Source organism: Amycolatopsis aidingensis, assembly GCF_018885265.1.
Classification (GTDB): domain Bacteria; phylum Actinomycetota; class Actinomycetes; order Mycobacteriales; family Pseudonocardiaceae; genus Amycolatopsis; species Amycolatopsis aidingensis.
The window spans coordinates 6,626,100-6,652,500 of record NZ_CP076538.1; the positions used below are offsets into that span (position 1 = coordinate 6,626,100).

The window sequence follows — 26,401 nt, forward strand, 5'->3', positions numbered from 1 at the left end:
GTGACGATCTTGACCGGCACCGACTTCGAAGCAGAAATGGCCAGATGTGTCGAACTGGCGGAGGAAGCATCGCGCCGTGGCAACTACGCGCTGGGCGCTCTCGTGGTGCTGGACGGGACGGTCCTGGCCGAGTCGGGCAGCAGCTTGATCGGTGACGACAATGATCCCAGTGCCCATCCCGAGATGGTGGTTATTCGCCATTCCGCCAGTATCATGCAGCGACGATACCTTCCGGGCGCGTACCTGGTGAGCACTCTGGAACCATGTCCGATGTGCACATCGGCCGCGATCTGGGCCAAAATGTCCGGAATCGTGTTCGGGGCCACGCAAAAAGACGCCATAAAATGGTCATCCGAGCATCCCGACGACACCTTCACCTGGCGACAGATCGAGGTCCCATCCCGGTACATCGTCGCCGCGGGCACGCCGAGCCTGGAGATCCGCGAGGAAGTACGGCGCGAGGAGTGCAAGGCGCTCTTCGCGCTCAACAGGGCGAGGTGAGAGCCGGCGGATCACGGGGTGAGCAGCAGGACGGCCTGGACCTGGAGCTCACCGACCAGGCCGCCGAGCAGGGCACCGGTGAGGATGAGGATCCACTCGTCCTGCTGGAAGGCGGGGCGGAGCAGCCCCTCGAACTCCTCGGCGTCCAGCTCCTTCATCTTGTTCACCAGCAGGTTGCGGATATCCATGGCGTCCTCGGCATAGTCCTCGATGTAACGCATGGTCTCCGGCAGCCTGGCCATGATCTGCTCGGAGATCCGCAGCTTCATCGCCTGGTACCGCTTGCCGCCCACGGCCAGCACCACCAGCGGTTTCGCCACGCTCGCGTGCCGGGACAGCTCCAGGTCGACCTGTCGCTGGATGAGCGCGAGCACCTTGTCCGAAAGCGGTCCGCGCAGCACCGCCTCGATCACGTTGTGCGGGGTGATGATCTCCTTCGCGATCAGCTCGGCATAGGCCGCCGACACCTCGGCACGGCGTTTGAGGAACAGCCCCTGCCACTCGAACAGCCCGAAGTAGCGCACCGGCTGCTTCGGATGGAAGATCATCTTCAGCGCCAGCCAGTCGGTGAACCAGCCGATGAACAGGCCGAACAGCGGCATGATGATGGGGATCTTGAACAGCACCCACACCACCATCTGCACCACGCCGATCAGCCCGCCGAAGTAGATCCCGGAGTGGGCGATGAACCGGAACTCCTTGCGCCCCGCCTCCTGGAAGATCCGGTTCAGCAGCGCCTTGTCCTTCACCAGGCTGGTGACGACCATGTCCTTGAGGTCGAAGACGCTGTCCACGTCCTGCTTGATCGTGGTCATCACCTCGGCGACCATCTTCGGCGCCTCGGCCTGCACCCGGCTGATCACCATGCGCTGCACCCGGTCCGGCAGCGACTCCCACAGCCCCGGCTGGTACTCGGCCGCGATGTCCCGCACGATCTGCTCCACCGCGGCCAGCAGCGGCTTCTCGATCTCCCGCGCGATCCGCTCCGGATCGAGCCGGTTCACCACGTCGCTGGGGCGGATCAGCTGCTGGGTCATCGTGTCGCAGGCGATCCCCGCCATCCGCGCAGCGCGCTTGGGCACGATGCCCTGCCACCCGAGGAACGGCTTGATCCCGACGAACTCCAGCGGGGTGAACATCATTCTGATCGCCAGCAGCTTGGTCACGTAGCCGATCAGCGCCGCGACGACCGGAATAGAACAGTAGATGGGCCAGTTCCGCGCGAAATCGTCCAGGATCGCGTCCATGACCACCCCATCTCGGCACACGGAGTGACCATCGTCACACGATCGTCGAAGATCCGCATCGCCCGCCCGGGGCAGTTGCCGCAGCAAGCACCCAGCACACGTCGCGCCGCTACCGGAACCTCCTACCCGAAGAACGTGCCGACGTCCGCGGCGAACGAACCGGGTACCTCCAGCGCGGGAAAGTGGCCGCCGCGGTCGAACTCGCTCCAGTGCGTGATCCGGTACGACCGTTCGGCGAAGGCCCGGACGGGCAGGGTGATGTCGTGCGCGAACACGGCGACCCCCACCGGCACCGGGCAGGCAAGGGACCCGCCGGGCCCGCCGCGGGCGCTCTCCCACCGCAGGCGGGAGGAGGAGGCCGCGGTCCCGGTGAGCCAGTACAGCATGACGTTGGTGAGCAGCCGGTCGAAGGAGATCTCGCCTTCCGGGTCGGTCCATTCGGCGAACCTGGCCGCGATCAGGGCGAGTTGCCCGACCGGCGAGTCGGCCATCCCGTAGGCCAGCGTCTGCGGCTCGGTCTCCTGCATGACCTGGTAACCGGGCCGCCTGGCCAGGTACTCCCGGATTCCCGCGAGCCGTCGCTGGTCCGCCGCGGACAGCTCACCAGCCCCCTCGGCGGGCGGGGGCGTCGGGAGGTAGCTGAGGTGCACGCCCACCACCGCCTCGGGCGCGAGCGCGCCGAGCGCGCGGGAGATCGCGGAGCCCCAGTCACCGCCCTGCGCCCCGTACCGGCGGTACCCGAGCCTGCGCATCAGCTCCGCCAAGGCACGGGCGACACGGTGCACATCCCAGCCGCGCTCGCGGGTCGGGCCGGAGAAGCCGAATCCCGGGATCGAGGGGATCACCAGGTGGAACCGTTCGGCCAGCGGCTCCAGCACATCCAGGAACTCCACAATGGATCCAGGCCAGCCGTGCGTCAGCAGCAGCGGGAGCGCGTCCTGCCGGGCGGACCGCAGGTGCAGGAAGTGCACCCGCTGACCGTCGATCTCGGTTGTGTACTGCGGCAGCGCGTTCAGCCGTTCCTCCTGCGCCCGCCAGTCGTAGTCCTCGCGCCAGTATCGGGTCAGCTCCCGCAACCACGCCCGCGGGAGGCCGTAGTCCCGGCCCGTTCCGGGCAGTTCGTCGGGCCAGCGGGTCCGGTCCAGCCGCTGGTGCAGGTCGGCGAGTACGTGTTCCGGGATCTCGACGCGGAAGGGTGCGATCACGACATCTCCTCGTTCGTTGGTCAAACAAACGTTAGTCGAACCAACGTTTGGCTGGCAAACGGAATGTGCGAGGCCTGCCTAGACTGTGCGCATGGATCCTGGGACCGACGACCTGACGCCCGCCCGGTTGCTGCGCCTGCCGAGCTGGTTGCTGACCCAGTCGGCGATGCACGCCCATCGCCAGGTGGGCTCCGGACTGGCCACGGTGGGCGCCCGTGGCTACCACTACCGGCTGCTGGCGACCCTGGAGGAGTTCGGACCGGCCAGCCAGGCCGCCCTCGGCCGCCGCAGCGGGATCCACGTCAGCGACATCGTGGCGGCCGTGAACGAACTCGCCGGGGAGAGCTTCGTGGAACGTACGCCCGACCCCGCCGACCGGCGACGCAACATCATCACCATCACCCCGGCCGGACGGCGCAGGCTTCGCAAGCTGGACCGGCAGCTGGCCCAGGTCCAGGACGAGCTGCTGGCGCCATTGTCGGCCGCGGAACGCGGTCAGCTCACCGATCTCCTCGGCCGAATCCTGGACCACCACCGGGAAACGCAGGACGAAAGATGAAGATCCCTCGGAAACGGGCAGATCGCGGGATTCGCCGGACCGGCAACAAATGACACCAGACCCGGCCGGCAGCCCATTTGTCACCACCACAACAGCGCCTCACCCAAATGGGTGGCACAATCCAGCACTACCGGCGAAACAGCAGGTGGACGGGAGATGAACCCGTCACCCGATTCGGTGATAAACCTCGGCTCGGCCGACCCCCGCAGGGCAGCCGATTGACACGAGTTACGCGAAAAATCTAGGTTGATCGTCCCCGCATAAACGCTGTCCCGACAACCTAGGAAACGGCCATGACGACCAGTGTCTCCGGCATGCGTGACGATGAGCGGGCATCGTTCCAATTAGGGAATATCCACGGTTCCGGATTATTTTCCGGGCAACCGGGGGTGCTCGACCTCGCGCCGCGGGCAGGTGAGCAGGCCCCGGCGGCCGGGCACACCCGCACCGCCGCCGAGCTGTGGGGTCGGGTGCCACGCGCGTTCGCGCAGGAGTTCCGGCCGTATGCGGACCGGCTCGCCGGGGACATCGTGCGGGAGATACAGCGCGGTATCCCGGCGTACGCGCATCCCCTCGACGGCCGGTTCGGCGGGGTGTTCCGGCGGGCCGTGCACGCCGCGATCGAGCAGTGCCTGCACAGCGTGGGCCGCGGCGGCGCCGGTCCGGTCGGCACCCGCACCGCCGAGGTGTTCCGCGAGCTCGGCAGGCTGGAGTTCGCGGTCGGCCACGGGGTGGACAACCTGCAGGCGGCGTACCGGATCGGCGGCCGGGTCGCCTGGCGGCACGTGGCCGGGTTCTGCCGGGCGGCCGGAATCTCCGCCGACCTGCTGTGCGTTGCGGCGGAGGCGATCTTCGCCTTCGTGGACGAACTGTCCGCGATGTCCGTCGACGGCTACACGGCCGCGCGGGCGGACCGCGCAGGAGCGCTCGAACAGCAGCGGCAGCGGCTGATCCGGCTGATCCTCGCGGAACCGCCCACCCCCGCCGCCGCGATCACCGAGGCCGCGGCCAGGGCGCACTGGCCGGTGCCGGACACGGTCTGTGCCGTGGCGCTGCAACGCCGCGAGCCCGGCGGCCCTGCACCGGACCCGGTACTGCCCGCGGAGGTGCTCACCCGGCTCGATGGTGCCGGGCCGTGCCTGCTCACCGCGGACCCGGAACGGCACCTCGCCGGGGCAGGCGCCGAGCTGGCCCGCTGGCGGGTGGCCGTGGGCCCGCCGGCACGCCTGGCCGAGGTGCCGGACTCGCTCCGCCTCGCCCGCCGCACGCTGGACCTGGCCGACCGGGGTGTGCTCACCGACGCGCCGGTGCTGTGGAGCGCGCAGCACCTGGCGGCCCTGTGGCTGACCGTGGACGACAGCTTGATCGACACCCAGTTGCACCGCTGCCTCGCGCCGTTGCAACGAGCGGGCCGTGCGCAGCGGATCCGGCTGGCGGACACCCTGCTCGCCTGGCTTTCCACCCGGGCAACCGCGCCGGAGCTCGCCGAGCGGCTGGGGGTGCACCCGCAGACGGTCCGGCACCGGCTGCACCAGCTCGAGGAGCTGTTCGGCGCCCGGATCAACGACCCGGCCGAGCGGTTCAACCTGCTGATAGCGCTGCGGGCCCAGCGGCTGCGTACCCCGCAGCAGCCACCAGGACGGTGAGCGGACCCCTCAGCCGGGTTCGTTCTCCCCTGCCGGGTCGCAGGCCCGCCAGAAGCTGGAGCCCAGTGTGGACAGCCGCACCGTGTGCCGGAGGAACCTGGCCCGCCGCACGGACTGCTCGGCGGTGCGCACCACCTCGTCGGTCATCAGGATCTCGTACTGCGTCTCCAGGTCCGGTTCCTCAGCGCCGATATCGGTGAGGCCGAGCCCGGTCAGCCGGGTGAGGTAGGCGGGCACGTGATCGGTCAGGGACACCCCGGCGGCCTTGCCGACCGTGGAGGCGTTGCGCAGCACGATCCGGCCCGTCCCGCCGAGGTTGGTGCGTTCCGCGACGTCGATCACCGGGAACGGCGCGCCATCGGCGAGGGCGGCGAGGATCCTGGCCTCGTCCGGAGTGAGCTGCCGCAGGATCACCGCGTACAGGTACTCCCGCGCCCGCTGCCTGCCGAAGCCGAGGGACCGGTTCAGCAGCTCGGCCATGGCCGCGCGCAGTGGCTCCGGCTGCTGGTCGTCCCGCGCGGGCACCACGGCGACGGTGTCGGCGATCTCGATGTCCTTGCTGCCGTTGCCGGTGTATCGCGCCATGGTCGATGCCTGGCTCAACGCGGTGAGGTACGGATCGTCCACCCGGTCCAGCCGCCTGCGCAGCTCGGCCAGCGCGGCCCGCTCGACCGAACGGATACCGCGCTCGGCCGCGTCGGCGCCCGGCAGCCGCTTGCCGAGCGAGTAACTGGTCCGCGCCGCCCAGTTCACCAGCCTGCCTGCGCGGCGTGCCAGGTTGTCGGAACTCACCACGCTCCTCCCCTCGGGCCGGGCCCTGATGCTACCCGCCGGTACACGGCCCGGCATGCGTCGCATCATCGCTCTCGGAACGGAACATGGGACCGAATCGAGATCATTGCTCTCGTGAGCAGCGCTCTCGTTTCGGTACGGTGATCCGGCTGATGGCTGCCAGCATGGGCCGTATGACTGGGGACGCGACCCTGACCGCGCTGACCGGAGGCTCGGTGCTCGAGGTGGAATCCGGCGAGATCGTCCGCGCGGACGTGCTGGTCGATGGCGAGCGGATCGGCGCGGTCGGCGCGGTGACCGGACGGCCCGGTGCGCGGCGGGTGGACTGCACCGGCGGGTGCTGGTTCCCGGCCTGATCGACTGCCATGCCCACATCGCCTTCCCGCAACCCGGCAAGACTCCGCGCAGTGCCCGCCTGTTCGAGGCGGCCGCGGTGCTGCGCACCCTGCTCGGCCGCGGGGTGACCACCGTCCGGGACGCCTGGGGCGCCGACGCCGGGTTCCGGCTCACGCTGGAACAGGGCTGGATCACCGGCCCGGACCTGCTGCTGAGCCTGCGCCAGCTGTGCACCACCGGCGGCATCGGCGATACCTGGAACCCGCGCACCGGTGCGGTGGACGCGCTCGGCGATCCGGCGCTGCCCGAGCCGGTTTTCGACGGCCCGGACGCCGCGCGGGCCGCGGTGCGCCGGATGGTCCGCGCGGGTGCGGACTGGATCAAGCTCGGCGCGAGCGGGGCGATGAGCCAGGGCGACCGGGTGCACGACCCGCTGGTCACCGCTGCCGAACTGCATGCGGTGGTGGACGAGGCGGGGCGGTATGGCGGGCGGGGCGGCTCGCCTACCAGCCGGCGGACACGCCGCCGCGCTCGAATTCCCTTGCGATCTCGCAGTAGTCCACCACCTGCCCGAAATGGTCGACCAGCGGCCGTATCTTGTCCTCCGGCCAGTCCAATGTGTCCGGAACCCAGTCCTCGTCCTCCGGTGGTTCGATGGAGATGGTGAGCTTCCAGGTGGCGTAGCACCCGGAGATCGACCAGCTCTGCCGCCGCGCCGTCGTGGGTTTCTTGGTCGTCTCGGATTTCATTGCCCAACCGTCACGCCACGCCAGCCGGTCATGCAAATGTCCTTTCGGGTGACGCCCCTGCCATGCCCCGGTGGCAAGGGCCGAGGGTGGGGCAACGGGAAGGGAGCGGTCATGGCACGGCGAAAAGGCATCTCCATCCGGCAGCGCCGGGTGTCCGCCCAGCTGCGCGCACTACGCACCGCGCGGCGGCTGAGCTGCAAGGACATCGCGGCGGCCCTGGGCTGGTCGGAGAGCAAGGTGAGCCGGATGGAGACCGGGGAGCGCGGCCTGTACGCCGATGACGTGGCCGCCATCCTGGGCTACCTCCAGACACCTGCGGCGATCCGGAACGAGCTGCTGGAGCTGGTCCGGGACGGGCAGGAGCGAAACTGGCACGAGATCCACGGCAAGCTGCCGACCAACTGGCGCGACCTCATCCGCTTCGAGAACGAGGCCACCGCCATCTACAACTACGAGCCCATGCTGTTCCCCGGACTCGCCCAGACCCCGGAGTACGCCCGCGAGATCATCCGCGGCGCCAACCTCCGGCTCTCCGAACACGAGGTGGAGACCCTGGTCGCCGCCAGGACCACCCGCCAGGTCATCCTCGGCAGGCGCCCCGCCCCCTCGGTCCATTTGATGCTGGACGAGACGGTGCTCCGGCGCCCGATCGGCGAGCCGGAACTGCACCGGGCCCAGCTGCGCCACCTGCTCACCGTCGGCGAGCGGCACAACGTCACCGTCCAGGTGGTGCCGTTCACCGCCGGGGCGCACCCCGGCCTGGAGGGGCCGTTCGTGCTGCTGGAGTTCGGTGGTGCGCCCACCCTCGCCTACGTGGAAAGCCGAGGCACGAGCAGTTTTCTCGAGGAGGAGGAACACGTGGACAGTGTTAAGGTTGCCTGGCGCGGGCTGCATGCCGTAGCGCTGTCACCCGAGGACTCCGCCCGGCTGATTGCCAGCGTGCTCGGCCAACCGAACCCAGGCGAGGAGCAACCGTCATGACCCTCCCGGACCTTTCCCAGGCCGTATGGCGCAAGAGCAGCCGTAGCAGCAGTCAGGCGAACTGCGTGGAGGTGGGGTTCGCGCCCGGCGCGGTCGCCGTCCGGGACACCAAGGACCGCACCGGCGGCACCCTGGCCTTCCCCGCCGCCAGCTGGGCCGCCTTCCTGAACGCGCAACGCTGATTCCCGCCCGGCGCGCAGGGCCCGCGCGCTAAGGTGACCTCGTGACTGAGCAGCCCGGCCTTCCCGACCGGCGACAGCTCCGCGCCTCGGACGCGGACCGCGAGCGGGTCGCCACCTTCCTGCAGCAGGCCATGAGCGAGGGCCGCCTCACCACCGTCGAGCTGGAGGAACGGCTCGGCGCGGTGTACGCGGCCAAGACCCTCGGCGAGCTCGAACCGGTCACCATCGACCTACCCGGCGCCCAGCCGCCCGCGGTCCAGCACAACCAGGGCACCGTGGCCCCGGCAACCGACCGGATCGGTGGCGAGCCGGGCTCGAAGGCCTCGATCGCGATCATGTCCGGCGCCGACCGCAAGGGCCGCTGGGTGGTCCCGCACCAGCACACCAGCTTCGCCTTCTGGGGCGGCATCGACATCGACCTGCGCGAGGCCCGGTTCGCCGAGAAGCACAGCACCATCAACGCGGTGGCCATCATGGGCGGGATCGGCATCACTGTGCCGGATGACATCATCGTCGAGGTCACCGGAATCGGCTTCATGGGCTACTTCGGTATCGAGAACAAGGGCGAGGTGGCCGATCCGCACCCGGACGCGCCCCGCGTGAAGATCACCGGGCTGGCCTTCTGGGGTGCCGTCGAGGTCATCCGCAAACCACGTAAGAAGCGCAAACAGCTCGAGGAGTAGACCGGCTCCCGAGCCGACGACCTGGGGGTCATCAATCATGCGCCATTTCCTCCGCCGGTGCGCCGTCGTGCTCACCTGTTCCACGCTGCTCACCGGCCTGCTGACCGCGGGCCAGGCCACCGCCGCCCCGGACCGGGAGCGGGTCCAGGAGCTCATGGACCAGACCGTCGCCGCCGGGGTCCCCGGCGTGTTCGCGGTCACCAGGGACGGGCACCGCCGCTGGCGCGGCAGCAGCGGGGTGCGGGACGTGCGCACCGAGCACCGGCCGTGGACCGGCGGCCGGTTCCGGGTCGCCAGCGTGTCCAAGACCTTCACCGCCACCCTGGTGCTGCAACTGGCGGGCGAGGGCAGGTTCGGGCTGGACGACACCATCCAGGAGCACCTGCCCGGCCTGCTGCCCTACCAGGAGCCGATCACCATCCGGCAGCTGCTGCAGCACACCAGCGGCCTGCCCCGCGACCTGCCGCCGGAGCACAGCTGGGAGACCATCGAGGAGTTCGACACCGAACGGTTCGTCAGCTTCACCCCGCGCGAGGTGGTGCGGCTGTCCACCAGCCAGCCGCTGCGGTTCCGGCCCGGCACCGACTTCGCCTACTCCAACACCGCCTACACCGTGCTGGGTCTCCTGGTCGAGAAGGCCACCGGTACCTCGCTGGAGCGGGCGCTGCGGCACCGGATCATCTGGCCGCTCGGGCTGCACGACACCTCGCTGCCCGGCGACTTCCCGTTCCTGCCGCTGGCGGCCACCCGCGGCTACGAGCAGATCTACGCCCCCGAGCGCGGGCTGACCGATGTCACCACCTACAACTACAGCCGCTACTTCGGCTCCGGTAGCATGATCTCCAGCGCACAGGACCTGAACCGCTTCTTCCGGGCGCTGCTCGGCGGCAGGCTGCTGCCCGCGGACATGCTGGCGCAGATGCGGCAGACGGTGCCGTGGCCAGGGCCGAACGGCGAGGAGACCGGCCTGCGCTACGGGCTCGGCCTGATGCAGTTCCAGCTGGGCCTGATCTGCCCCGGCGCCGAGCCGATCTGGGGACACGGCGGGGACGTGTTCGGGTTCGGCACCTGGAGCTGGCACGACGAACGGGCGACCGAGCAGATCACCACCGTGCTCAACAAGAACCTGACCGCGGGCACGCAGGCCAAGGCCAGGCACCAGCTCGCAGGCTTCGCCCGGTTCTGCCAGGTGCCCACCACGGCCACGTTGAAGGCGGCACCGCTCACCCCGCTGCCCAACCCCGGCCCCGTTCCCACCCTCTAACCCTCCGTAACTGCTGGAAGGCGAGCGTGGGCCAGTTAGGCTCGGTGCATGACCTCATCCACCCTGCCGACCGGGCTCGCGGACGCGACCCGCGACGAGGCGAGCCTGCGGCGGTTCCTGCACGGGCTGCCCGGCGTCGACCAGGTCGGCGTCGAGCAGCGTGCGGCCGGCCTCGCCACCCGCAGCATCAAGAAGGCCGCCAAGCTCTGGGCGATCGACACCGCCATCTCCATGGTCGACCTGACCACGCTGGAGGGCGCAGACACCAGGGGCAAGGTGCAGGCGCTGGCCGCCAAGGCCCGGCGCCCCGACCCGGACCGGCCGGACACCCCGCGGGTCGCCGCCGTCTGCGTGTACCCGGACCTGGCCGCCACCGCCGTGCAGGCCGTCGCGGGCAGCGGGATCGAGGTGGCCAGCGTCGCCACCGCCTTCCCCTCCGGCCGCTCGGCCCGCTCGATCAAGCTCGCCGACGTCGCGCTGGCGGTCGACTCCGGGGCGGGCGAGGTGGACATGGTGATCGACCGGGGCGCGTTCCTTGAGGGCCGCTACGGCGAGGTGTTCGAGGAGATCCAGGAGATCAAGGCGGCCTGCGGCGAGGCCCATCTCAAGGTCATCCTGGAGACCGGCGAGCTGGCCACCTACGACAACGTGCGCCGGGCTTCCTGGCTGGCGCTGCTGGCGGGCGGGGACTTCATCAAGACCTCGACCGGCAAGGTCTCCCCCGCCGCCACGCTGCCGGTGACGCACGTGATGCTGCAGGCCGTCCGGGACTGGTACACCACCACCGGCGAGCTGCGCGGGGTGAAACCGGCAGGCGGGATCCGCACCACCAAGGACGCCATCCGGTACCTGGTCGCCGTGCACGAGGTGGCCGGCGAGGAGTGGCTGACCCCGCGGCTGTTCCGCTTCGGCGCCTCCAGCCTGCTCAACGACCTGCTGCTGCAACGCCGTACCCAGCTGGATGGCCACTACAGCGGCCCTGACTACCTCACCCTGGACTGAGCCATGCCTGCTTTCGACTATGCCCCGGCCCCGGAGTCGCGGGATATCGCCAACCTCAAGCCGAGCTACCGGCCGTTCATCGGCGGCGAGTTCGTCCCCGGCTCCGGCGAGCCGCTGAAGACACTCAACCCGGCCACCGAGGAGGTGCTGGCCGAGGTCGGCACCGCCTCCGCGGCCGATGTGGACACCGCGGTGCAGGCCGCGCGCAAGGCCTACGAGCGCACCTGGTCCAAGATGCCCGGCGCGGAGCGGGCCAAGTACATCTTCCGTATCGCCCGGCTGATCCAGGAACGCTCCAGGGAGCTGGCCGTGCTGGAGAGCCTTGACAACGGCAAGCCGATCAAGGAGTCCAGGGACGCCGACGTGCCGACCGCGGCTGCGCACTTCTTCTACCACGCGGGCTGGGCGGACAAGCTGGACTACGCGGGGCTCGGCCCCGACCCGCGGCCGCTTGGCGTTGCCGGGCAGATCATCCCGTGGAACTTCCCGCTGCTGATGCTGGCCTGGAAGATCGCGCCCGCACTGGCAACCGGGAACACCGTGGTGCTCAAGCCCGCCGAGACCACCCCGCTCACCGCGCTGGTGTTCGCGGAGATCTGCCAGCAGGCCGAGCTGCCGCCAGGGGTGGTGAACATCGTGCCGGGCGCGGGGGATACCGGTGCCGAGATCGTCAACCACCCGGACGTCGACAAGATCGCGTTCACCGGCTCCACCGAGGTCGGCAAGCTGATCCAGCGCTCGGTGGCGGGCACCCGCAAGAAGCTCACCCTCGAGCTGGGCGGCAAGGCGGCCAACGTGGTCTTCGACGACGCCCCGCTGGACCAGGCGGTCGAGGGCATCGTGAACGGGATCTTCTACAACCAGGGGCACGTCTGCTGCGCCGGATCGCGGCTGCTGGCCCAGGAGTCCGTTGTGGACGAACTGCTGGCGAAGCTGCGGTACCGGGTGTCCACGCTGCGGCTGGGCGACCCGCTGGACAAGAACACCGATATTGGCGCGATCAACTCGGCGGAGCAGCTGGCCAAGATCCGCGAGCTGGCCGAGTCCGGCGAGGCCGAGGGCGCCCAGCGCTGGACCAGCTCCTGCCCGGTACCGGACCGCGGGTTCTTCTTCGCGCCCACGGTGTTCTCCGGGGTGCAGCAGTCGATGCGCATCGCCCGTGAGGAGATTTTCGGCCCGGTGCTGTCGGTGCTGACCTTCCGCACCCCGGACGAGGCCGTGGCCAAGGCGAACAACACCCCCTACGGCCTTTCCGCCGGGATCTGGACCGAGAAGGGCTCCCGGATCCTGTGGATGGCAAACCAGCTGCGCGCGGGCGTGGTCTGGGCGAACACGTTCAACCGCTTCGACCCCGCCGCGCCGTTCGGCGGATACCAGGAGTCGGGCTTCGGCCGCGAGGGCGGCCGCACCGGTCTGGAGGCATACCTGCATGGCTGACAGGGTTTCCGTGGCGAAGACCTACAAGCTCTACATCGGGGGGAAGTTTCCCCGCTCGGAGTCCGGCCGGGTGTACCCGGTGCACGACGCCAAGGGCCGGTTCCTCGCCAACGCCGCGCATTCCTCCCGCAAGGACGTGCGGGACGCGGTGGCCGCCGCGCGCAAGGCGTTCGCGGGCTGGTCCGGCGCCACCGCATACAACCGGGGCCAGGTGCTGTACCGGGTCGCGGAGATGCTGGAGGGCAGGCGGGAGCAGTTCGTCGCGGAGGTCGCCGCCTCGGAGAACATCCCCGCCCGCAAGGCACAGTCCGCTGTGGACGCCGCCATCGACAGGTGGGTCTGGTACGCGGGCTGGACGGACAAGATCGCCACCGTACTCGGCGCGGCCAACCCGGTGGCCGGGCCGTACTTCTCCTTCACCGTCCCGGAACCCACCGGGGTGGTCGGGATCCTGGCGCCGCAGCGGTCCGCGCTGCTCGGCCTGGTGAGCGTGCTGGCCCCGGTGCTGGCCGCGGGCAACACCGCGGTGGTGGTCAGCAGCGCCGACCGCCCGCTGCCCGCGATCACCCTGTCCGAGGTGCTGGCCACCGCCGACCTGCCCGGCGGCGTGGTCAACATGCTCACCGGGCGGGCCGCGGAGCTGGGATCCTGGCTGGCCGCGCACGCCGACGTGAACGCGCTGGACCCGACCGGGGCCGAGCCCGCCGAGCGCGGCGAGCTGGCCCGGCAGGCCGCGGACACGGTCAAGCGAGTACTGGCCGTGCCCGAGGAGGAGCCGGACTGGAGCCAGCGCCCGGACCTCGGCAGGCTGCGCACCTACCTGGAGCCGAAAACCGTCTGGCACCCCCTGGGCGTCTGATGCGGTGAGTGGGTTACTTGACGGCGCCCATGGAAAGGCCACGGACCAGGTGGTTCTGCGCGAACCAGCCGACGATCACCACCGGCAGCGAGGCCATCAGCGCCGCGGCCGACAGCTGGGCCCAGTACAGGCCTTCACTGGTGATGAAGCCGACCAGGAACACCGGCACGGTCCCGGCCCTGGCCGCCGTGAGGTTGACCGCGTAGAAGAACTCCGTCCAGGAGAAGATCACGCAGATCAGCGCGGTCGCCGCGATCCCGGGCGCCACCACCGGCAGGATCACCCTGCGCAGCAGGGTGGGCAGGTTCGCGCCGTCGATCCGGCCCGCCTCGATCATCTCCTTGGGCACCTCGAGGAAGAACGAGCGCATCATCCACACCGCCAGCGGCAGGTTCATCCCGGTGTACAGGATGACCAGCGCCCACACGTTGTCCAGCAGCTGGACGTTCTGCGAGATCACGTACAGCGGGATGATCGCGGCCACGATCGGCAGCATCTTGGTGGAGAGGAAGAAGCCGAGCGCGTTGCTGGTCTGCCGGATCGGCGAGATGGAAAGTGCGTACGCGGCCGGTACCCCGAGCGCCAGCACCGCCAGGGTGGACATCACCGTGACGAAGGCCGAGTTGCCGAGGTAGGGCAGGAAGCCGCGCTCCAGGATCCCGGCGAACTGTTCCAGCGTGGGGGTGAAGAACAGGGTCGGCGGGTCGGTGTACGCGGCGGACTCGGTCTTGAACGAGGTCAGCAGCATCCACAGCAGCGGGAACACGAACAGGATGGCGATCAGCCAGGTGACCAGCGTCAGGGCCGAGCCACCGAGCCTGCCGCGCAGTGAGGTTCGCATCGCCATCTCACTTCACCCCGCCACTCACGTCGAACGTCCGGAACATCAGCCGCAGCGCGAAGGTCGCCACGATCAGGGTCAGCACCACCACGATCACGCCCATCGCCGAGGACTGGCCGATGTCGAAGCCCTGGAAGGCGCGCTGGTAGATGTAGAACGGCAGGTTCGTGCTCGCCGTGCCGGGCCCGCCCTGGGTCATCAGGTAGATCGCGTCGAAGCTGTTCACGATGTAGATCGCGCCCAGCAGCGCCGCCAGCTGCAGGTACCGGCTCAGCTGCGGCAGGGTGATCGAGGCGAACATCCGCCAGCGGCCCGCGCCGTCCACCTGCGCCGCCTCCAGCACCTCCTTGGACTGGGCCTGCAACCCGGCCAGGATCAGCAGGGTCATGAACGGCGTCCACTGCCAGATGATCTGGGTCATCACCGCGGCCAGCGGGAACTCCGACAGCCAGTCGGTGTTGCCGCCGAGCACGAAGTTCAGCAGCCCGTAGGTCGGGTCGAACATCGTGGTCTTCCACAGCAGCGCCCCGGCCGCAGGCAGGATCAGGAACGGCGTGATCAGCAGGGTGCGTACCACGCTGCGGCCGAGGAACTTCCGGTCCAGCAGCAGCGCGAGGCCCAGCCCGATGGCCATGGACAGCAGCACGCAGAGCACGGTGATCAGGACGGTGTTCAGCATCGCCCCGCGGAACTGGCTGTCCGCGAACACGTCCACGTAGTTGCTGAACCCGACGAAGTGCTGCGAGCCGGGTCGCACCAGGTTCCAGGACTGGAACGAGTAGATGACCGTGAGCAGGAACGGCACCTGGGTCACCACGATGGTGAACAGCAGAGCGGGCAGCAGCGGGGCCCTGCGCTTCCAGCCGCCGCCGGCGGGACGGCGCGTGGTGGTGCGGACCGGCGAGCTGGCGGTAGCCTGTGGCGCGGCCGGTGCGGTCGAGGTCATTGTGTCTCCCGATAGGACTCACCGACGGTTTCCGCGTATCGCTGGGACTGCTCCAGCGCCTCGTCGACGGACACCCGCCCGGCGATGGCGGCCGAGAGCTGCTGGCTCACCCGGGTTCCGAGATCCTGGAACTCCGGGATGCCGACGAACTGGATGCCCGGGTAGGGCACCGGCTCGGTCATCGTCTCCTGCTGGTTGGCGTGCCGGATGCCGTCCAGGGTCGGCTGCGCATAGGCCTGCGCGGCCTCCTGATACTGTGGAATGTCGTATGTGGACAGTCGGCAGCCCGGCGGCACGCTGTTCCAGCCGAACTCCTCGCCGACCGTCTGGACGAACTCCTTGTTCGTCATCCAGCGCATGAAGCTCCACGCGTCCCGCTTGTTCTCGGTGACCTTGGGCATCGCCAGTGCCCAGGTGTAGAGCCAGCCGCTGGCCTCGGTGTGCCGCACCGGCGCGGCGACATAACCGGATTTCCCGGCGATCTTGCTGCTGGACGGGTCCTCATTGGTCCCGGCCATCACGGTCGCGTCGTACCACATCGCGGCCTGCCCCTGACCGTACCGCGTGCCGCATTCGGTGAACCCGGCACTGGAGGCACCGACCTCGCCGTGCTCGCGGACCAGGTTCACGTAGAACTCGGTGGCAGCGCGGAACTCGGGCGAGTCGAGCCGGGCGTTCCATTCCTGGTCGTACCAGCGGCCGCCGAAGGTGTTCAGCACGGTGTTGAACGGCGCGAGGCTCTCGCCCCAGCCCGGCTTGCCGCGCAGGCAGATTCCGGCGATCCCGGCCGCGTCGTCGTCGAGTTCCGCTGCGAACTCGGCGATCTGCGTCCAGGTGGGGTGCTCCGGCATGGTCAGCCCCGCCTGCTGGAACAGGTCCTTGCGGTAGGCAAGGAAGGAGGACTCGCCGTAGAACGGGACCGCGTACATCGATCCCTGGTAGGACAGCGACTCGCGGATGCTCGGGATGAAGTCGTCCGGGTCGTAGCCGGGGCTGGCCTCGATATGCGGCTGCAGGTTCTCCAGCCAGCCGTTGGCAGCCCACTGCGGGGTCTCGTAGTTGCTGATCATCACCACGTCGAACTCGCCGCCCTGGGTCGAGGTGGAGGCGGTGATCTTGGCGCGGGCCTGGTTCTCCGGCAGGGACACGAACTTCAGCTGCACCCCGGGGTTGTCCCGCTCGAACCGGTCGGACAGCTCGATGGCGTCGTTCATCTGCGGGTTGGCCACGATCGCGATCACCAGCGTGCGCCCGCCTGCGCCCAGCGCCCCGGCACCGGCGCAGCCGGTGAGCAGCAGCGCCACCCCGAGCAGCGCCGTGGCCAGCCGGGCTCGCCTAGTCATTTCGTGCCCCCGGCACGACCTGCACCTTCAGCCCGCTGCCGCTGCGCATCAGGGACAGCGCGTCGGGAAACCGCTCCAGTGGGAGGGTGTCGGTGAGCAGGCTGGCGGTGTCGATCATGCCCTTGGCGACCAGGTCGAGCGCGGCGCCGTAGCTGTGCAGCACCGCCATCGAGCCGACCACGGTGATCTCGTCGTTGTAGATCCGGAACGGCGACAGTGCCACCCTGGCCTCCTCCGGCGCGACCCCGAACACCAGCAGCCTGCCGCCGCGGCGCAGCGAGTCGAAGGCGGCCTCGATCGCGGGCACGGCGCCGGTGCAGTCGGCCGCGGCGTCGAACCGCTCCCCGTCCAGTTCCGCGACGTCCCCGGCCACGGCGCGGGCGCCGAGCTCGGCGGCCCTGCCGAGCCGGGCCAGGTTGCGGTCCACCACGGTGACGGCCGCGCCCGCGCGCTGCAGCAGCTGCTGCATGATCAGGCCCATGGTTCCGGCGCCGACCACCAGGAACCGTTCCCCAGCCTCGACGCCGACCCGGCGCACCCCGTGCACCGCGCAGGAGACCGGCTCGACCAGCGCGCCCTCCTGGAAGCTGAGGTGGTCCGGCAACGGGTAGCAGGTGGACGCGGGGACCGCGACGTACTCGGCGAAGGCGCCGTCCACGGTGTCGCCGGTGGCTCCCCAGTTCGCGCACAGGTTGCCGTGCCCAGCCCGGCACGGGTTGCAGTATCCGCAGAACAGCGAGGGGTCGACGGCCACCCGGTCGCCGACCCGCCAGCCGCCCGGCACGTCCGCGCCGACTTCCACGATCTCCCCGGCGAACTCGTGGCCGGGCACGATCGGATAGGGCGTCGGGGGGAAGTGACCGTCGGCGATGTGCAGGTCCGTGCCGCAGATCCCGCAGGCCCCCACTCTCAGCACCACCTGGCGGTCCCCCGGCTTCGGGTCGGGCACGTCACCGACCCTGATCGAACCCGGCTCGTCGATGATCGCGGCCCGCATGCCACCACACCTCTCTGTGTTACCCACCTGGAGCTTGATTGCTCACCTGAGCACGCAAGGTGTGCCCAGTGCCATGCTGAGCATTGAAAATCTACCGGGCTCATTACGTCAACCTTTCCGGGAGTTTTCCTGCTAAAGTGCTCACATGAGCAAGAAGCGAGGTGCCCAAGGGCTGGACCAGAGCGTCCAGGCGGCTTCCATCGCCCGGCGCTTCTACGTGCTGGGCCAGTCCAAGATCGAGATTGCCGAGGAGTTCGGGATCAGCCGGTTCAAGGTGGCCCGGATTCTCGACATCGCGCGGGAGACCGGACTCGTCCGGGTCGAGTTCGACCTGCCGGCTCCCGTTCAGCTCGACCTTTCCGACGAGCTGCGCACGGCGTACCGGCTGGAACGCGCGCTGGTGCTCGAAAGAGCATCCGCCGAGGAGTCCCGGCCCGCCCTGCGCCGCCGGATCGGGGCGCTCGGCGCGGAACTGCTGAGCGAGATCGTCACCGAGAAGGACGTGATCGGGCTGTCCTGGGCCCGTTCGGTGAACGTGATGACCGAGGCGATCCGCTCGCTTCCGCCCTGCCCGATCGTGCAGCTGTGCGGGGTGCAGGCGGGGATGGACATGCACGACCGCTCGGTGGAGACCGTGCGCAGGCTGGCCGCCGTCTCCGGCGGGGACCCCTATCCGATCTACGGGCCACTGGTGCTGCCCGACCGGCGCACCGCCGACATCCTGCGCGGGCAGCCGGGCATCGCCGAGACCTTCAGCCGCTTCCGCGACCTGACCAAGGCCGTGGTGAGCATCGGGGCCTGGCAGGCAGGCGAGTCCACTGTGTACGACGCCCTGCCGGAGGAGCAGCAGGACGCGATCAGCAAGCGCGGGGCCAAGGCCGAGGTCGCGGCGCAGCTGTTCGACGAGCAGGGCAACGCGCTGTCCACCGGGCTGGCCCACCACGTGCTGGCGATCAGCGCGGAGGAGCTGTTGCGCATCCCCGAGGTGATCGCCTTCGGCTACGCCGCGCCGAAGGCCGAGGCCGTGGCCGCTGTGCTGCGCTCCGGGATGGTGACCACCCTGATCACCGAAGCGGAGACCGCCGAGCTGCTACTCGAGCTCGCCGCAGGCTGAGCGCGGGCGTTTGGGTTCCGCGGACGTCGTGGCGGGCAAACTCATGCGCGTGGAGGGCAAACACGTGCGCGTGGGCGGCAAACACGATGGTCAGAGTTGGTCCACCCGGGTGATCCGGAGTACGGCGGCGCCTGCCTCGTCCGAGGCTGGCAGGTCCACCTCGGCGCTGATGCCCCAGTCGTGGTCGCCCTCGGGGTCGTCCAGGATCTGGCGGACCCGCCAGACCTCGGTTTCCCGCTCGATCAGCAGCAGGGCGGGGCCGCGGGCGTCCGGGCCGGTGCCGATCTCCCCGTGCTCGTCGAAGTAGTCCGCCAGCGCGTCCTCCCAGGCATCGGCGTCCCAGCCGGAGTCGGCGTCCAGCTCGCCCAGCTGCTCGTAGGCCTCCCTTGCGGCCAGCTCCACCCTGCGGAACATCTGGTTGCGCACCAGCACCCGGAACGCCCGCTCGTTCGCGGTGACCGGCGGCGGCCCTTCCGGCAGCGCGGCCCGCGCCTCCTCCCTTTCCCCTGGATGCCGCAGCGCCTCCCACTCGTCCAGCAGGCTGGAGTCCACCTGGCGCACCAGCTCGCCCAGCCACTCGATCAGGTCCTGCAACGGCTCGGTCTTCGCCTCGTCCGGCACGGTGTGCCGCAGCGCGTCATAGGTGTTGGCCAGGTACCGCAGCACCAGCCCCTCGGAACGGGCCAGCGAGTAGAAGTTGACGTACTCGGTGAAGTTCATCGCGCGCTCGTACATATCGCGCACCACCGACTTCGGGGACAGCTCGTAGTCCGCCACCCACGGATGCCCCTGCCGGTAGGTCTCGTAGGCGGCGTCCAGCATCTCCGCCAGCGGCTTCGGGTACGTGACCTCCTCCAGCAGCGCCATCCGTTCCTCGTACTCCATGCCCTGCGCCTTCATCTCGGCGACCGCCTCACCGCGGGCCTTGAACTGCTGCTGGGAAAGCACCGGCCTCGGATCATCCACAGTGGATTCCACAACGGACACCACATCCAGCGGGTAGCTCGGGGAATCCGCGTCCAGCAGTTCGATCGCGGCCAGTGCGAACGGGGACAGTGGCTGGTTCAGCGCGAAGTCGAACTGCAGGTCCACGGTGAGCCGCACGTACCGGCCGTCGGCGTCCGGCTCGGGCAGCCGCTCCACCACTCCCGCGGCCACCAGTGCCCGGTAGATCGCGATGGCGCGCAGGATGTGCCTGCGCTGGGCAGGCCGCGGCTCGTGATTGTCCTCCAGCAGGTGCCGCATCGCCTGGAAGGCGTTGCCCGGCCGGGAGATCACGTTCAGCAGCATCGAGTGGCTGACCTGGAAGCTGGAGGCCAGCGGCTCCGGGTCGGCGGCGATCAGCTTCTCGAACGTGCTCTCGGTCCAGTTGACGAACCCCTCCGGCGCCTTCTTGCGGACGATCTTGCGCTTCTTCTTCGGGTCGTCCCCCGCCTTCTCCAGCGCCTTGGCGTTCTCCACCACGTGCTCAGGGGCCTGCACCACCACGTAGCCGTCGGTGTCGAAACCCGCGCGGCCCGCCCTGCCCGCGATCTGGTGGAACTCGCGCGCCTTCAGATGCCGCTGGCGCACCCCGTCGAACTTGGTCAGCGCGGAGAACAGCACCGTGCGGATCGGCACGTTGATGCCGACCCCGAGGGTGTCCGTGCCACAGATCACCTTCAGCAGGCCGGACTGCGCGAGCTGCTCCACCAGCCGCCGGTATTTCGGCAGCATCCCGGCGTGGTGCACCCCGATGCCGTGCCGCACCAGCCTGGACAGCGTCTTGCCGAAGCCTGCCGAGAACCGGAAGTCGCCGATCGCCTCGGCGATGGCATCCTTCTCCGCCCTGGTCGAGGGGTTGATGCTCATCAGCGCCTGCGCCCGCTCCACCGCCGCGGCCTGCGCGAAGTGCACGATGTAGACCGGGGCCTGGCCCCCGGACAGCAGCTCCGAGATGGTCTCGTGCATCGGGGTCAGCGCGTACCGGAAGGTCAGCGGCACCGGGCGCTGGGCCGAGGTGACCACCGCGGTGGACCGGCCGGTACGCCTGGTCAGGTCCTTCTCGAAGAAGGAGACGTCGCCAAGGGTCGCCGACATCAGCACGAACTGGGCCTTCGGCAGCTCCAGTAGCGGCACCTGCCAGGCCCAGCCGCGGTCCGGCTCGGCGTAGAAGTGGAACTCGTCCGCCACCACCTGGCCTACCGGGGCGTCCGCACCGTAGCGCAACGCGATGTTCGCCAAGATTTCCGCGGTGCAGCAGATGATCGGGGCGTCGGCGTTGACGCTGGAGTCGCCGGTCATCATGCCAACGTTGTCCGCGCCGAAGGTCTCGATCAGGTCGAAGAACTTCTCCGAGACCAGGGCCTTGATCGGCGCGGTGTAGAAGCTGCGCCTGCCGGCGGCCAGGGCCGCGAAATGGGCACCGACCGCGACTAAACTCTTGCCCGATCCGGTCGGGGTGGAGAGGATAACGTTAGCCCCCGACACGACCTCGATCAGCGCCTCCTCCTGCGCCGGGTACAGCTCGATGCCACGCCCGGCGGTCCAGGTGGAGAAGGCGTCGAACAGGGCATCGGGCTCGGGATCGGCGGGCAGCAGTTGACTAAGTGAGGAAGTCGAGTCAGTCATCGTGTCCTAGATCGTGCCATCCGCGGCGCGAGACACGAGGGGTGATCGCGGCCGATGAGCGGAACCCGTAGGCTTCGACGCAGACGCGCTCGGGCCGGGGGAACACTCTCGCACGCGCGCACGGTGCGGTAACCGGAGGGTCGTAATGGCACAGGACATCATCCCGATCGAACTCGGGCTCCCACAGGGTGACCTGGTGACGCTGTGGGCCCCGCGCTGGCGGGAGGACGGCGAGGAATGGGAGGCGTTCCTCGGCGACGAGGAGGACTTGTACGCCTTCCCGGACGCCGCGCACCTGGCCGCGTTCGTCCGAACGGCCGAACAGCATGACCTGATCGACCACCCGGCCTGGCAGGTCGTCCCGGCGCTGAACGTGCCCGAGCTGATCCCGGACGACGACCACTCCTACGACCTGGTCGGCGTGCCCGAGCTGGTCGCGGAGCAGCCCGACTCGTGGACGATCGGCGAGCTCGCCGAGATCGTCGGCATCGTGCGCTCACTCGCCGATGTGTGTGAGCTGGACGAGGTGCACGAGGTACTCGACTCCTGCGAGGGTTTCTCGCTGCTGGAGCAGGGCAGGCTGCCGTTCACCGGCCGCGAGGGCGAGCGGCTGTGGACCGACCTCTCCGGCGCGGTCTCCGAGAAGTGGGACGTCGTGCTGGACGCGGTCGACCAGCTGGTCACCGTCCCCAGCGTGGACGCCGCCAAGCTGGAGGAGACCGCCGAGGAGCTGGCCGCGTTCCACGAGGAGTCCGCCGAGTCCGAGGTGGGCATCGAGTCCAGGGACGACGATCTGGACACAGTGGACGAGGCCGATGGCGACCAGGACGAGGACGACGAGGACCAGCCCGCGGGCTTCTGGGTCGAGGTCGGTATCGATCCGATTAAGATCGTGACCCCGGAGAAGGAGTACTACACCCTTCGCTGCTACCTCGACGACGAGCCGATCTTCCTCGGCTCCGGCGGTGAGATCGACGTGTACGGCTCGCCGAAGGCGCTGGCCAGGGCGCTCGCCGACGGCAAGGAGTTCGCGGACTCCGACCTCGCCGAAGTGTCCACATGGGACGAGGTGCTGACCAAGGCGACCGCGGGCGAGCTGGACCTCGAGGTCGACCAGGACAACACCTACGTGCTGGCCGGGCTGGACGAGGACATCGCCGAGGGCATCGACGCCATCGACCCCACCCAGCTGGAGCTGGCCGTCGAACTGCTCACCGACGCGGCGGACTGGGCAGGCGACGACTCGGTGGCCACCGCGCTGGCGACCTCGGAGAGCCTTGGCTGGCTGGTGTCCTTCGTGCTCAAGCCGGACCCGACCCGGCTGGCGCCCAGCCCGCCGTTCGACGCCGAGCAGGGCGCCTGGCGCAAGCTGGTGGAGTCGTTCGAGGACCGGCTGCGGGTTCACTGAGCCACCCGCTGCGCCGGGTGCTCCGAGCGGACCGGGACCAGCCGGACGGCGAGCACCGGGAAGACCGCTGCCAGCGCGAAGGCCAGGGCGTAGCGCGACTCCCCGATCACCAGCCCGAGCAGGGGCGGGGTGAGCGCGGCGGCCAGGTTCTGCGCGGTGTTCTGCGCGCCCATCGCCCGGCCTGCCCAGGATGCCCCGGCCAGCTCGGCCGATGCGGTGAAGCCGAGCCCGTTGTCGCTCACCGTGATCACCGCGGCGAGTGCCAGCGCCAGCGGCACCAGCCAGGGCAGGCCGGCGTCGCCGAGCGCCAGCAGCAGCATCACCGCCGCGCTGGCCACCGCCAGCAGCCGCATCGGGCGCAGCCTGCTGCCCGCCCGGTCCGACCAGTAGCCCGCGACCAGCCTGCCCACGGCGCCGAGACCCTGCACCACCGCAAGGAACCAGCCCGCGGCCAGTGGGCTCCAGTCCCGCACCGCCACCAGGTACACCGGGGCGAAGGCGGAGACCGCGAACTGCGGCACCACCAGTAGTGCGCTCGCGCCGTGCAGCCGCCACAGCGTGGCCTCGCGGTACGGCGAGACCGGACGGGCCGCGCCGGCCCCCGGTTCCGGCCGCGGTGGGTCGGTGACCAGCGCGGCCACCAGCACCGAGACCAGCACCGCGAGCCCGGCGGGCAGCAGCAGCGCTGCCCGGAAGCCCCATTCCGCGGCCAGTGCGGGCAGGGTGAGCGCGGCCAGTCCCACGCCGAGCGGTTGCGCGGTCTGCCGGACGCCCATCGCCAGCCCGCGTTCGGCCGCGCCGAACCAGCCGAGCACCACCCGGCCGCTGGCCGCGTTCACCGCGGCGGTGCTCGCACCTGCCAGCAGGAACATCCCGGCCAGCAGACCGACCGGGTGGCTGCCGGCAGCGGCGAAGGCCAGCAGCAGCCCGGATGCGCCCAGCCCGGCGGCCATCACCACCCGCTCGCCGTAGCGGTCGGTGAGCGCTCCCCAGGCGACCAGGGTCAGCAGCAGCCCCGCGCTGGGCGCGGCCACCACCGCGCCCACCGTGGCGAGCGAGAGGCCCTCGGCGGCGCGCATGGCCGGGGCCAGGAACGGCAGGCCGTAGAGGAAGGCGCAACTGGCCGTCTGCGCGGCGAGGCCGAGCCCGAGTACCAGCCAGCGCCGGCCGGCAGGGGCGGCGAGCTGCACGATGACCCTCCCAGAATATAGGAAGAACGTCCTATATTCTGGATATTACTTTGCATGGCTAACCACCACAAGCAGTGGCGCAATAAATTACCGACAGGAAACCCCCGAACGGGGGAGGAATATCGTTAGCTCAGTAACTTGGCGTAGCCGGGCTTGATGACGTTGTTGATCAAATCCAGCCGCTGATCGAAATCGAGAAAGGCCGATTTCATGGCATTGATCGTGAACCACTGAATGTCCGCCCACCCGTAACCGAACGCGTCCACCAGCTCGGCGAACTCCGAGGACAGCGTGCACCCGCTCATCAGGCGGTTGTCGGTGTTGATGGTGACCCGGAAGCGCAGCCGCGCGAGCAGGCCGATCGGGTGCTCGCCGATCGAGGGGGCGGCCCCGGTCTGCACGTTGGAGGAGGGGCAGATCTCCAGCGGAATCCGCCGGTCCCGGACGTACCCGGCCAGCCGCCCGAGATGCACCTCGCCCTGCGCGTCGGTCTTGATGTCGTCGACGATCCGCACCCCGTGGCCGAGCCGCTCGGCACCACAGTGCTGGATGGCCTCCCAGATCGAGGCAAGGCCGAACGCCTCACCAGCATGGATGGTGAAGTGCGCGTTGCTGGTGCGCAGGTACTCGAAGGCGTCAAGGTTCCTGGTGGGCGGGAAGCCGGCCTCCGGCCCCGCGATGTCGAACCCGGCCACGCCCACGTCCCGGTAACGCACGGCGAGCTCGGCGATCTCCTGCGCCCTCGCGTGCTGGCGCATGGCGCACAGCAGGGTCGCCATGTGGATCCGGCGGCCCCGCTGGGCGGCCCGGCGGGTGCCCTCGGCGAAGCCCTCCTGCACCGCCTCGACCACCGCATCGAGGGACAGCCCCTGCTCGACGAACAACTCCGGGGCGTACCGGACCTCGGCATACACCACACCGTCGTCCGCGAGGTCCTCCGCGGCCTCCGCGGCCACCCTGACCAGCGCATCCGCCGTCTGCATCACGCCGCAGGTATGCGCGAAGGTCTCCAGGTACGATTCCAGCGACCCGGAGTTGGCCGCCGCCTCGAACCACCGGCCCAGCTCGGCGACGTCGGTGGTCGGCAGGCCCCGGTAGCCGGTGGCCTCGGCCAGCTCGGCCACGGTCTGCGGGCGCAGCCCGCCGTCCAGATGGTCGTGCAGCAGGACCTTGGGGGCGGTACGGATGGACTCCAGGGTGGGGGTGGGGGCAAGATCCGACATGCCCTCACACTACCGAGCCCCGGATGGACCTGGGGTTTCACCTACAGGGGGTGCCCTGGCCCGAGTCTCATCCTCAACCTAACCCTCAGCCCGCCGCCGCCCCGCCGGCATTGGGCCATCGGGGTTGCGCACGTCATTCACATATTCGCGGGGCGGATACTCACAGCAATTCGACGGTAGCTAGGCTTCCGCCCACGTCCCATCTTTCCCCGCCGATGAAGGACTCCGCAGTGACCACTGACAACAACCTTGCTCCGTCCTTCGACCGGATGCGCAACATGCTGGTGCGCGCGGCCGAGGTCCGAGAGAGCGAACAGCAGCAGATTTTCGACGCCCTCGACGACATCTACGCCCGGCTGTCGCCGGTCGACTCGCTCGGAGCGGTCCGCAAGCGGCTGTCCGAGCTACCCGACCGGACCGAGGTCGGGGTGCTGGCCGAGCGGCTCGATGAGGCGATGACCCGGCTCGAGGCGCAGGACAACGCCATCGCGGAAGTCACCCGCGCGGTCGAGGCGATTGTCGACAAGCTGGCGAAGCCGTTCGCGCAGCTGGACGGCAGGCTGGACGGGGTCGGCGCACGCTTCGAGGGTGTCGCGGGCCGGATGGACGGCCTCGAGGACAAGCTGCAGAACATCCACCGCAGGCTGGACGAGCTCGGCACCCACCTGGACAAGCAGGACGACAAGCTGGACGCGCTGCCGGCGGCGGTGCACGGCCCGGTGCGCGAGCGGATCGACGCGCTGGAGAGCGACCTGCAGACCCGGATCACCGAGCTGGACGAGGCCACCAAGGAGCGCACCGAGGCGGTGCGCACGGCGGTCACCGAGACCGGCGAGATGGTCGACCCCGCCGAGCGGCTGGACAACCTCGGCGGCCGGATCGAGCAGGTCGGCGGCAGGCTCGAGGAGCTGGCAGGCAGGCTGGACAAGGTCGAGGAGGCCGTCACCGAACGGCTCGGCCAGCTGGACGGCGCGCTGAAGAGCGGCCTGTCCAAGGTCGAGGGCACCATCTCCGACCGGCCGGACACCGAGGTCGTCACCTCACTGGTGAAGCAGAGCAACGAGGAGTCCGAGCGCCGCATCGGGGGCCAGCTGGACGAGGCCATGGCCACCTTCGCCGAGCTGATGCTCGGTGGCGGCCCGGCCCCGCAGCCGGTGCCCGCCCCGCCAGCGCCGCGGCAGCCGCGCCGGAACAACAACCGCAACGGCCGCTCGACCAAGGCCGCGGACAAGGCGAAGAACTCCAGCAACAACGCCGAATCGGGCGAGGAGAGCTCCGCCTGAGAG

At 69.7% G+C, this 26,401-nt stretch carries 25 protein-coding genes; 15 read left to right on the forward strand and 10 right to left on the reverse strand.

The window, feature by feature from the left end; translation table 11 throughout:
• The first annotated feature begins 9 nt into the window (after positions 1-9).
• A complete protein-coding gene (locus KOI47_RS30255) occupies positions 10-501 on the forward strand; it encodes a nucleoside deaminase (protein WP_216210200.1) in 492 nt (163 codons plus the stop codon).
• Positions 502-512: 11 nt separating this feature from the next.
• On the opposite strand, the gene KOI47_RS30260 is transcribed toward KOI47_RS30255, so the two are convergent.
• On the reverse strand, positions 513-1,748 hold the full coding sequence (locus tag KOI47_RS30260; protein ID WP_216210202.1) for a DUF445 domain-containing protein: 1,236 nt from the start codon (positions 1,746-1,748) through the stop codon (positions 513-515).
• A gap of 122 nt (positions 1,749-1,870) precedes the next feature.
• On the reverse strand, positions 1,871-2,953 hold the full coding sequence (locus KOI47_RS30265) for an epoxide hydrolase family protein (RefSeq protein ID WP_216210204.1): 1,083 nt from the start codon (positions 2,951-2,953) through the stop codon (positions 1,871-1,873).
• A gap of 91 nt (positions 2,954-3,044) precedes the next feature.
• On the opposite strand from KOI47_RS30265, the gene KOI47_RS30270 reads away from it, so the two are divergent.
• Both KOI47_RS30270 and KOI47_RS30275 read left to right on the forward strand, forming a co-directional pair.
• Positions 3,045-3,512, forward strand: a complete 468-nt coding sequence (locus tag KOI47_RS30270) for a MarR family winged helix-turn-helix transcriptional regulator (RefSeq protein WP_216210206.1) — start codon at positions 3,045-3,047, stop codon at positions 3,510-3,512.
• A 293-nt stretch (positions 3,513-3,805) separates the two neighbouring features.
• On the forward strand, positions 3,806-5,158 hold the full coding sequence (locus KOI47_RS30275) for a PucR family transcriptional regulator (RefSeq protein WP_216210208.1): 1,353 nt from the start codon (positions 3,806-3,808) through the stop codon (positions 5,156-5,158).
• A 9-nt stretch (positions 5,159-5,167) separates the two neighbouring features.
• Here the strand turns inward: KOI47_RS30275 and KOI47_RS30280 are convergent, their stop codons facing one another.
• Positions 5,168-6,007 (reverse strand): Abi-alpha family protein, encoded by an 840-nt coding sequence (locus KOI47_RS30280; protein ID WP_216210209.1) that lies wholly within the window; start codon positions 6,005-6,007, stop codon positions 5,168-5,170.
• A gap of 116 nt (positions 6,008-6,123) precedes the next feature.
• Here KOI47_RS30280 and KOI47_RS30285 point away from each other — a divergent pair, with 116 nt between their 5' ends.
• From KOI47_RS30285 to KOI47_RS30325, 9 genes are all read left to right on the forward strand, one after another.
• Positions 6,124-6,306, forward strand: coding sequence for a hypothetical protein (locus KOI47_RS30285; protein ID WP_216210211.1), 183 nt, complete (start codon positions 6,124-6,126; stop codon positions 6,304-6,306).
• A complete protein-coding gene (locus tag KOI47_RS30290) occupies positions 6,288-6,953 on the forward strand; it encodes an amidohydrolase family protein (protein ID WP_216210213.1) in 666 nt (221 codons plus the stop codon). The genes KOI47_RS30285 and KOI47_RS30290 overlap by 19 nt, the downstream gene beginning before the upstream one ends.
• Before the next feature lie 193 nt (positions 6,954-7,146).
• Positions 7,147-8,016, forward strand: coding sequence for a helix-turn-helix domain-containing protein (locus tag KOI47_RS30295; protein ID WP_216210215.1), 870 nt, complete (start codon positions 7,147-7,149; stop codon positions 8,014-8,016).
• On the forward strand, positions 8,013-8,198 hold the full coding sequence (locus KOI47_RS30300; protein ID WP_216210217.1) for a DUF397 domain-containing protein: 186 nt from the start codon (positions 8,013-8,015) through the stop codon (positions 8,196-8,198). Before KOI47_RS30295 ends, KOI47_RS30300 begins: the two co-directional genes overlap by 4 nt.
• A gap of 41 nt (positions 8,199-8,239) precedes the next feature.
• Positions 8,240-8,881, forward strand: a complete 642-nt coding sequence (locus tag KOI47_RS30305) for a DUF1707 SHOCT-like domain-containing protein (RefSeq protein WP_216210219.1) — start codon at positions 8,240-8,242, stop codon at positions 8,879-8,881.
• A gap of 37 nt (positions 8,882-8,918) precedes the next feature.
• Positions 8,919-10,145 carry a serine hydrolase domain-containing protein gene (locus tag KOI47_RS30310; RefSeq protein WP_216210221.1) on the forward strand — a complete coding sequence of 409 codons (1,227 nt, stop codon included), beginning with the start codon at positions 8,919-8,921 and terminating at the stop codon, positions 10,143-10,145.
• A gap of 48 nt (positions 10,146-10,193) precedes the next feature.
• Positions 10,194-11,147 (forward strand): deoxyribose-phosphate aldolase, encoded by a 954-nt coding sequence (gene deoC, locus KOI47_RS30315; protein WP_216210223.1) that lies wholly within the window; start codon positions 10,194-10,196, stop codon positions 11,145-11,147.
• Positions 11,148-11,150: 3 nt separating this feature from the next.
• Complete coding sequence (locus KOI47_RS30320) at positions 11,151-12,584, forward strand: aldehyde dehydrogenase family protein (RefSeq protein WP_216210225.1); 1,434 nt, start codon at positions 11,151-11,153, stop codon at positions 12,582-12,584.
• On the forward strand, positions 12,577-13,443 hold the full coding sequence (locus tag KOI47_RS30325) for an aldehyde dehydrogenase family protein (RefSeq protein ID WP_216210228.1): 867 nt from the start codon (positions 12,577-12,579) through the stop codon (positions 13,441-13,443). The genes KOI47_RS30320 and KOI47_RS30325 overlap by 8 nt, the downstream gene beginning before the upstream one ends.
• A gap of 13 nt (positions 13,444-13,456) precedes the next feature.
• Here the strand turns inward: KOI47_RS30325 and KOI47_RS30330 are convergent, their stop codons facing one another.
• The 4 genes from KOI47_RS30330 to KOI47_RS30345 are packed head-to-tail and all read right to left on the reverse strand — an operon-like array spanning position 13,457 to position 17,570.
• A complete protein-coding gene (locus KOI47_RS30330) occupies positions 13,457-14,284 on the reverse strand; it encodes a carbohydrate ABC transporter permease (protein WP_408629960.1) in 828 nt (275 codons plus the stop codon).
• A 7-nt stretch (positions 14,285-14,291) separates the two neighbouring features.
• Entirely contained in the window at positions 14,292-15,230 is a 939-nt protein-coding gene (locus tag KOI47_RS30335) for a carbohydrate ABC transporter permease (RefSeq protein ID WP_216210233.1), read from the reverse strand.
• Entirely contained in the window at positions 15,227-16,573 is a 1,347-nt protein-coding gene (locus KOI47_RS30340) for an ABC transporter substrate-binding protein (protein ID WP_216210236.1), read from the reverse strand. The genes KOI47_RS30335 and KOI47_RS30340 overlap by 4 nt, the downstream gene beginning before the upstream one ends.
• The gene (locus tag KOI47_RS30345; RefSeq protein ID WP_216210237.1) at positions 16,566-17,570 is read right to left on the reverse strand and encodes a zinc-dependent alcohol dehydrogenase family protein; all 1,005 of its coding nucleotides are present in this window, start codon (positions 17,568-17,570) and stop codon (positions 16,566-16,568) included. The genes KOI47_RS30340 and KOI47_RS30345 overlap by 8 nt, the downstream gene beginning before the upstream one ends.
• 145 nt (positions 17,571-17,715) lie before the next feature.
• Between KOI47_RS30345 and KOI47_RS30350 the strand changes: the two genes are divergently transcribed.
• Entirely contained in the window at positions 17,716-18,684 is a 969-nt protein-coding gene (locus tag KOI47_RS30350) for a sugar-binding transcriptional regulator (RefSeq protein ID WP_216210239.1), read from the forward strand.
• Positions 18,685-18,774: 90 nt separating this feature from the next.
• Here KOI47_RS30350 and KOI47_RS30355 read toward each other — a convergent pair whose 3' ends face one another.
• Positions 18,775-21,294, reverse strand: coding sequence for a DEAD/DEAH box helicase (locus tag KOI47_RS30355; RefSeq protein WP_216210241.1), 2,520 nt, complete (start codon positions 21,292-21,294; stop codon positions 18,775-18,777).
• A gap of 145 nt (positions 21,295-21,439) precedes the next feature.
• On the opposite strand from KOI47_RS30355, the gene KOI47_RS30360 reads away from it, so the two are divergent.
• Positions 21,440-22,702, forward strand: a complete 1,263-nt coding sequence (locus tag KOI47_RS30360) for a primosomal protein (RefSeq protein WP_216210242.1) — start codon at positions 21,440-21,442, stop codon at positions 22,700-22,702.
• Here KOI47_RS30360 and KOI47_RS30365 read toward each other — a convergent pair.
• Positions 22,696-23,895, reverse strand: a complete 1,200-nt coding sequence (locus tag KOI47_RS30365; RefSeq protein ID WP_216217662.1) for an MFS transporter — start codon at positions 23,893-23,895, stop codon at positions 22,696-22,698. The two genes, KOI47_RS30360 and KOI47_RS30365, sit on opposite strands and share 7 nt — an antisense overlap.
• Positions 23,896-24,017: 122 nt before the next feature.
• On the reverse strand, positions 24,018-25,115 hold the full coding sequence (locus KOI47_RS30370; protein ID WP_216210244.1) for an adenosine deaminase: 1,098 nt from the start codon (positions 25,113-25,115) through the stop codon (positions 24,018-24,020).
• A 230-nt stretch (positions 25,116-25,345) separates the two neighbouring features.
• Between KOI47_RS30370 and KOI47_RS30375 the strand changes: the two genes are divergently transcribed.
• The gene (locus KOI47_RS30375; RefSeq protein ID WP_216210246.1) at positions 25,346-26,398 is read left to right on the forward strand and encodes a coiled-coil domain-containing protein; all 1,053 of its coding nucleotides are present in this window, start codon (positions 25,346-25,348) and stop codon (positions 26,396-26,398) included.
• The last annotated feature ends 3 nt before the right edge of the window (positions 26,399-26,401 follow it).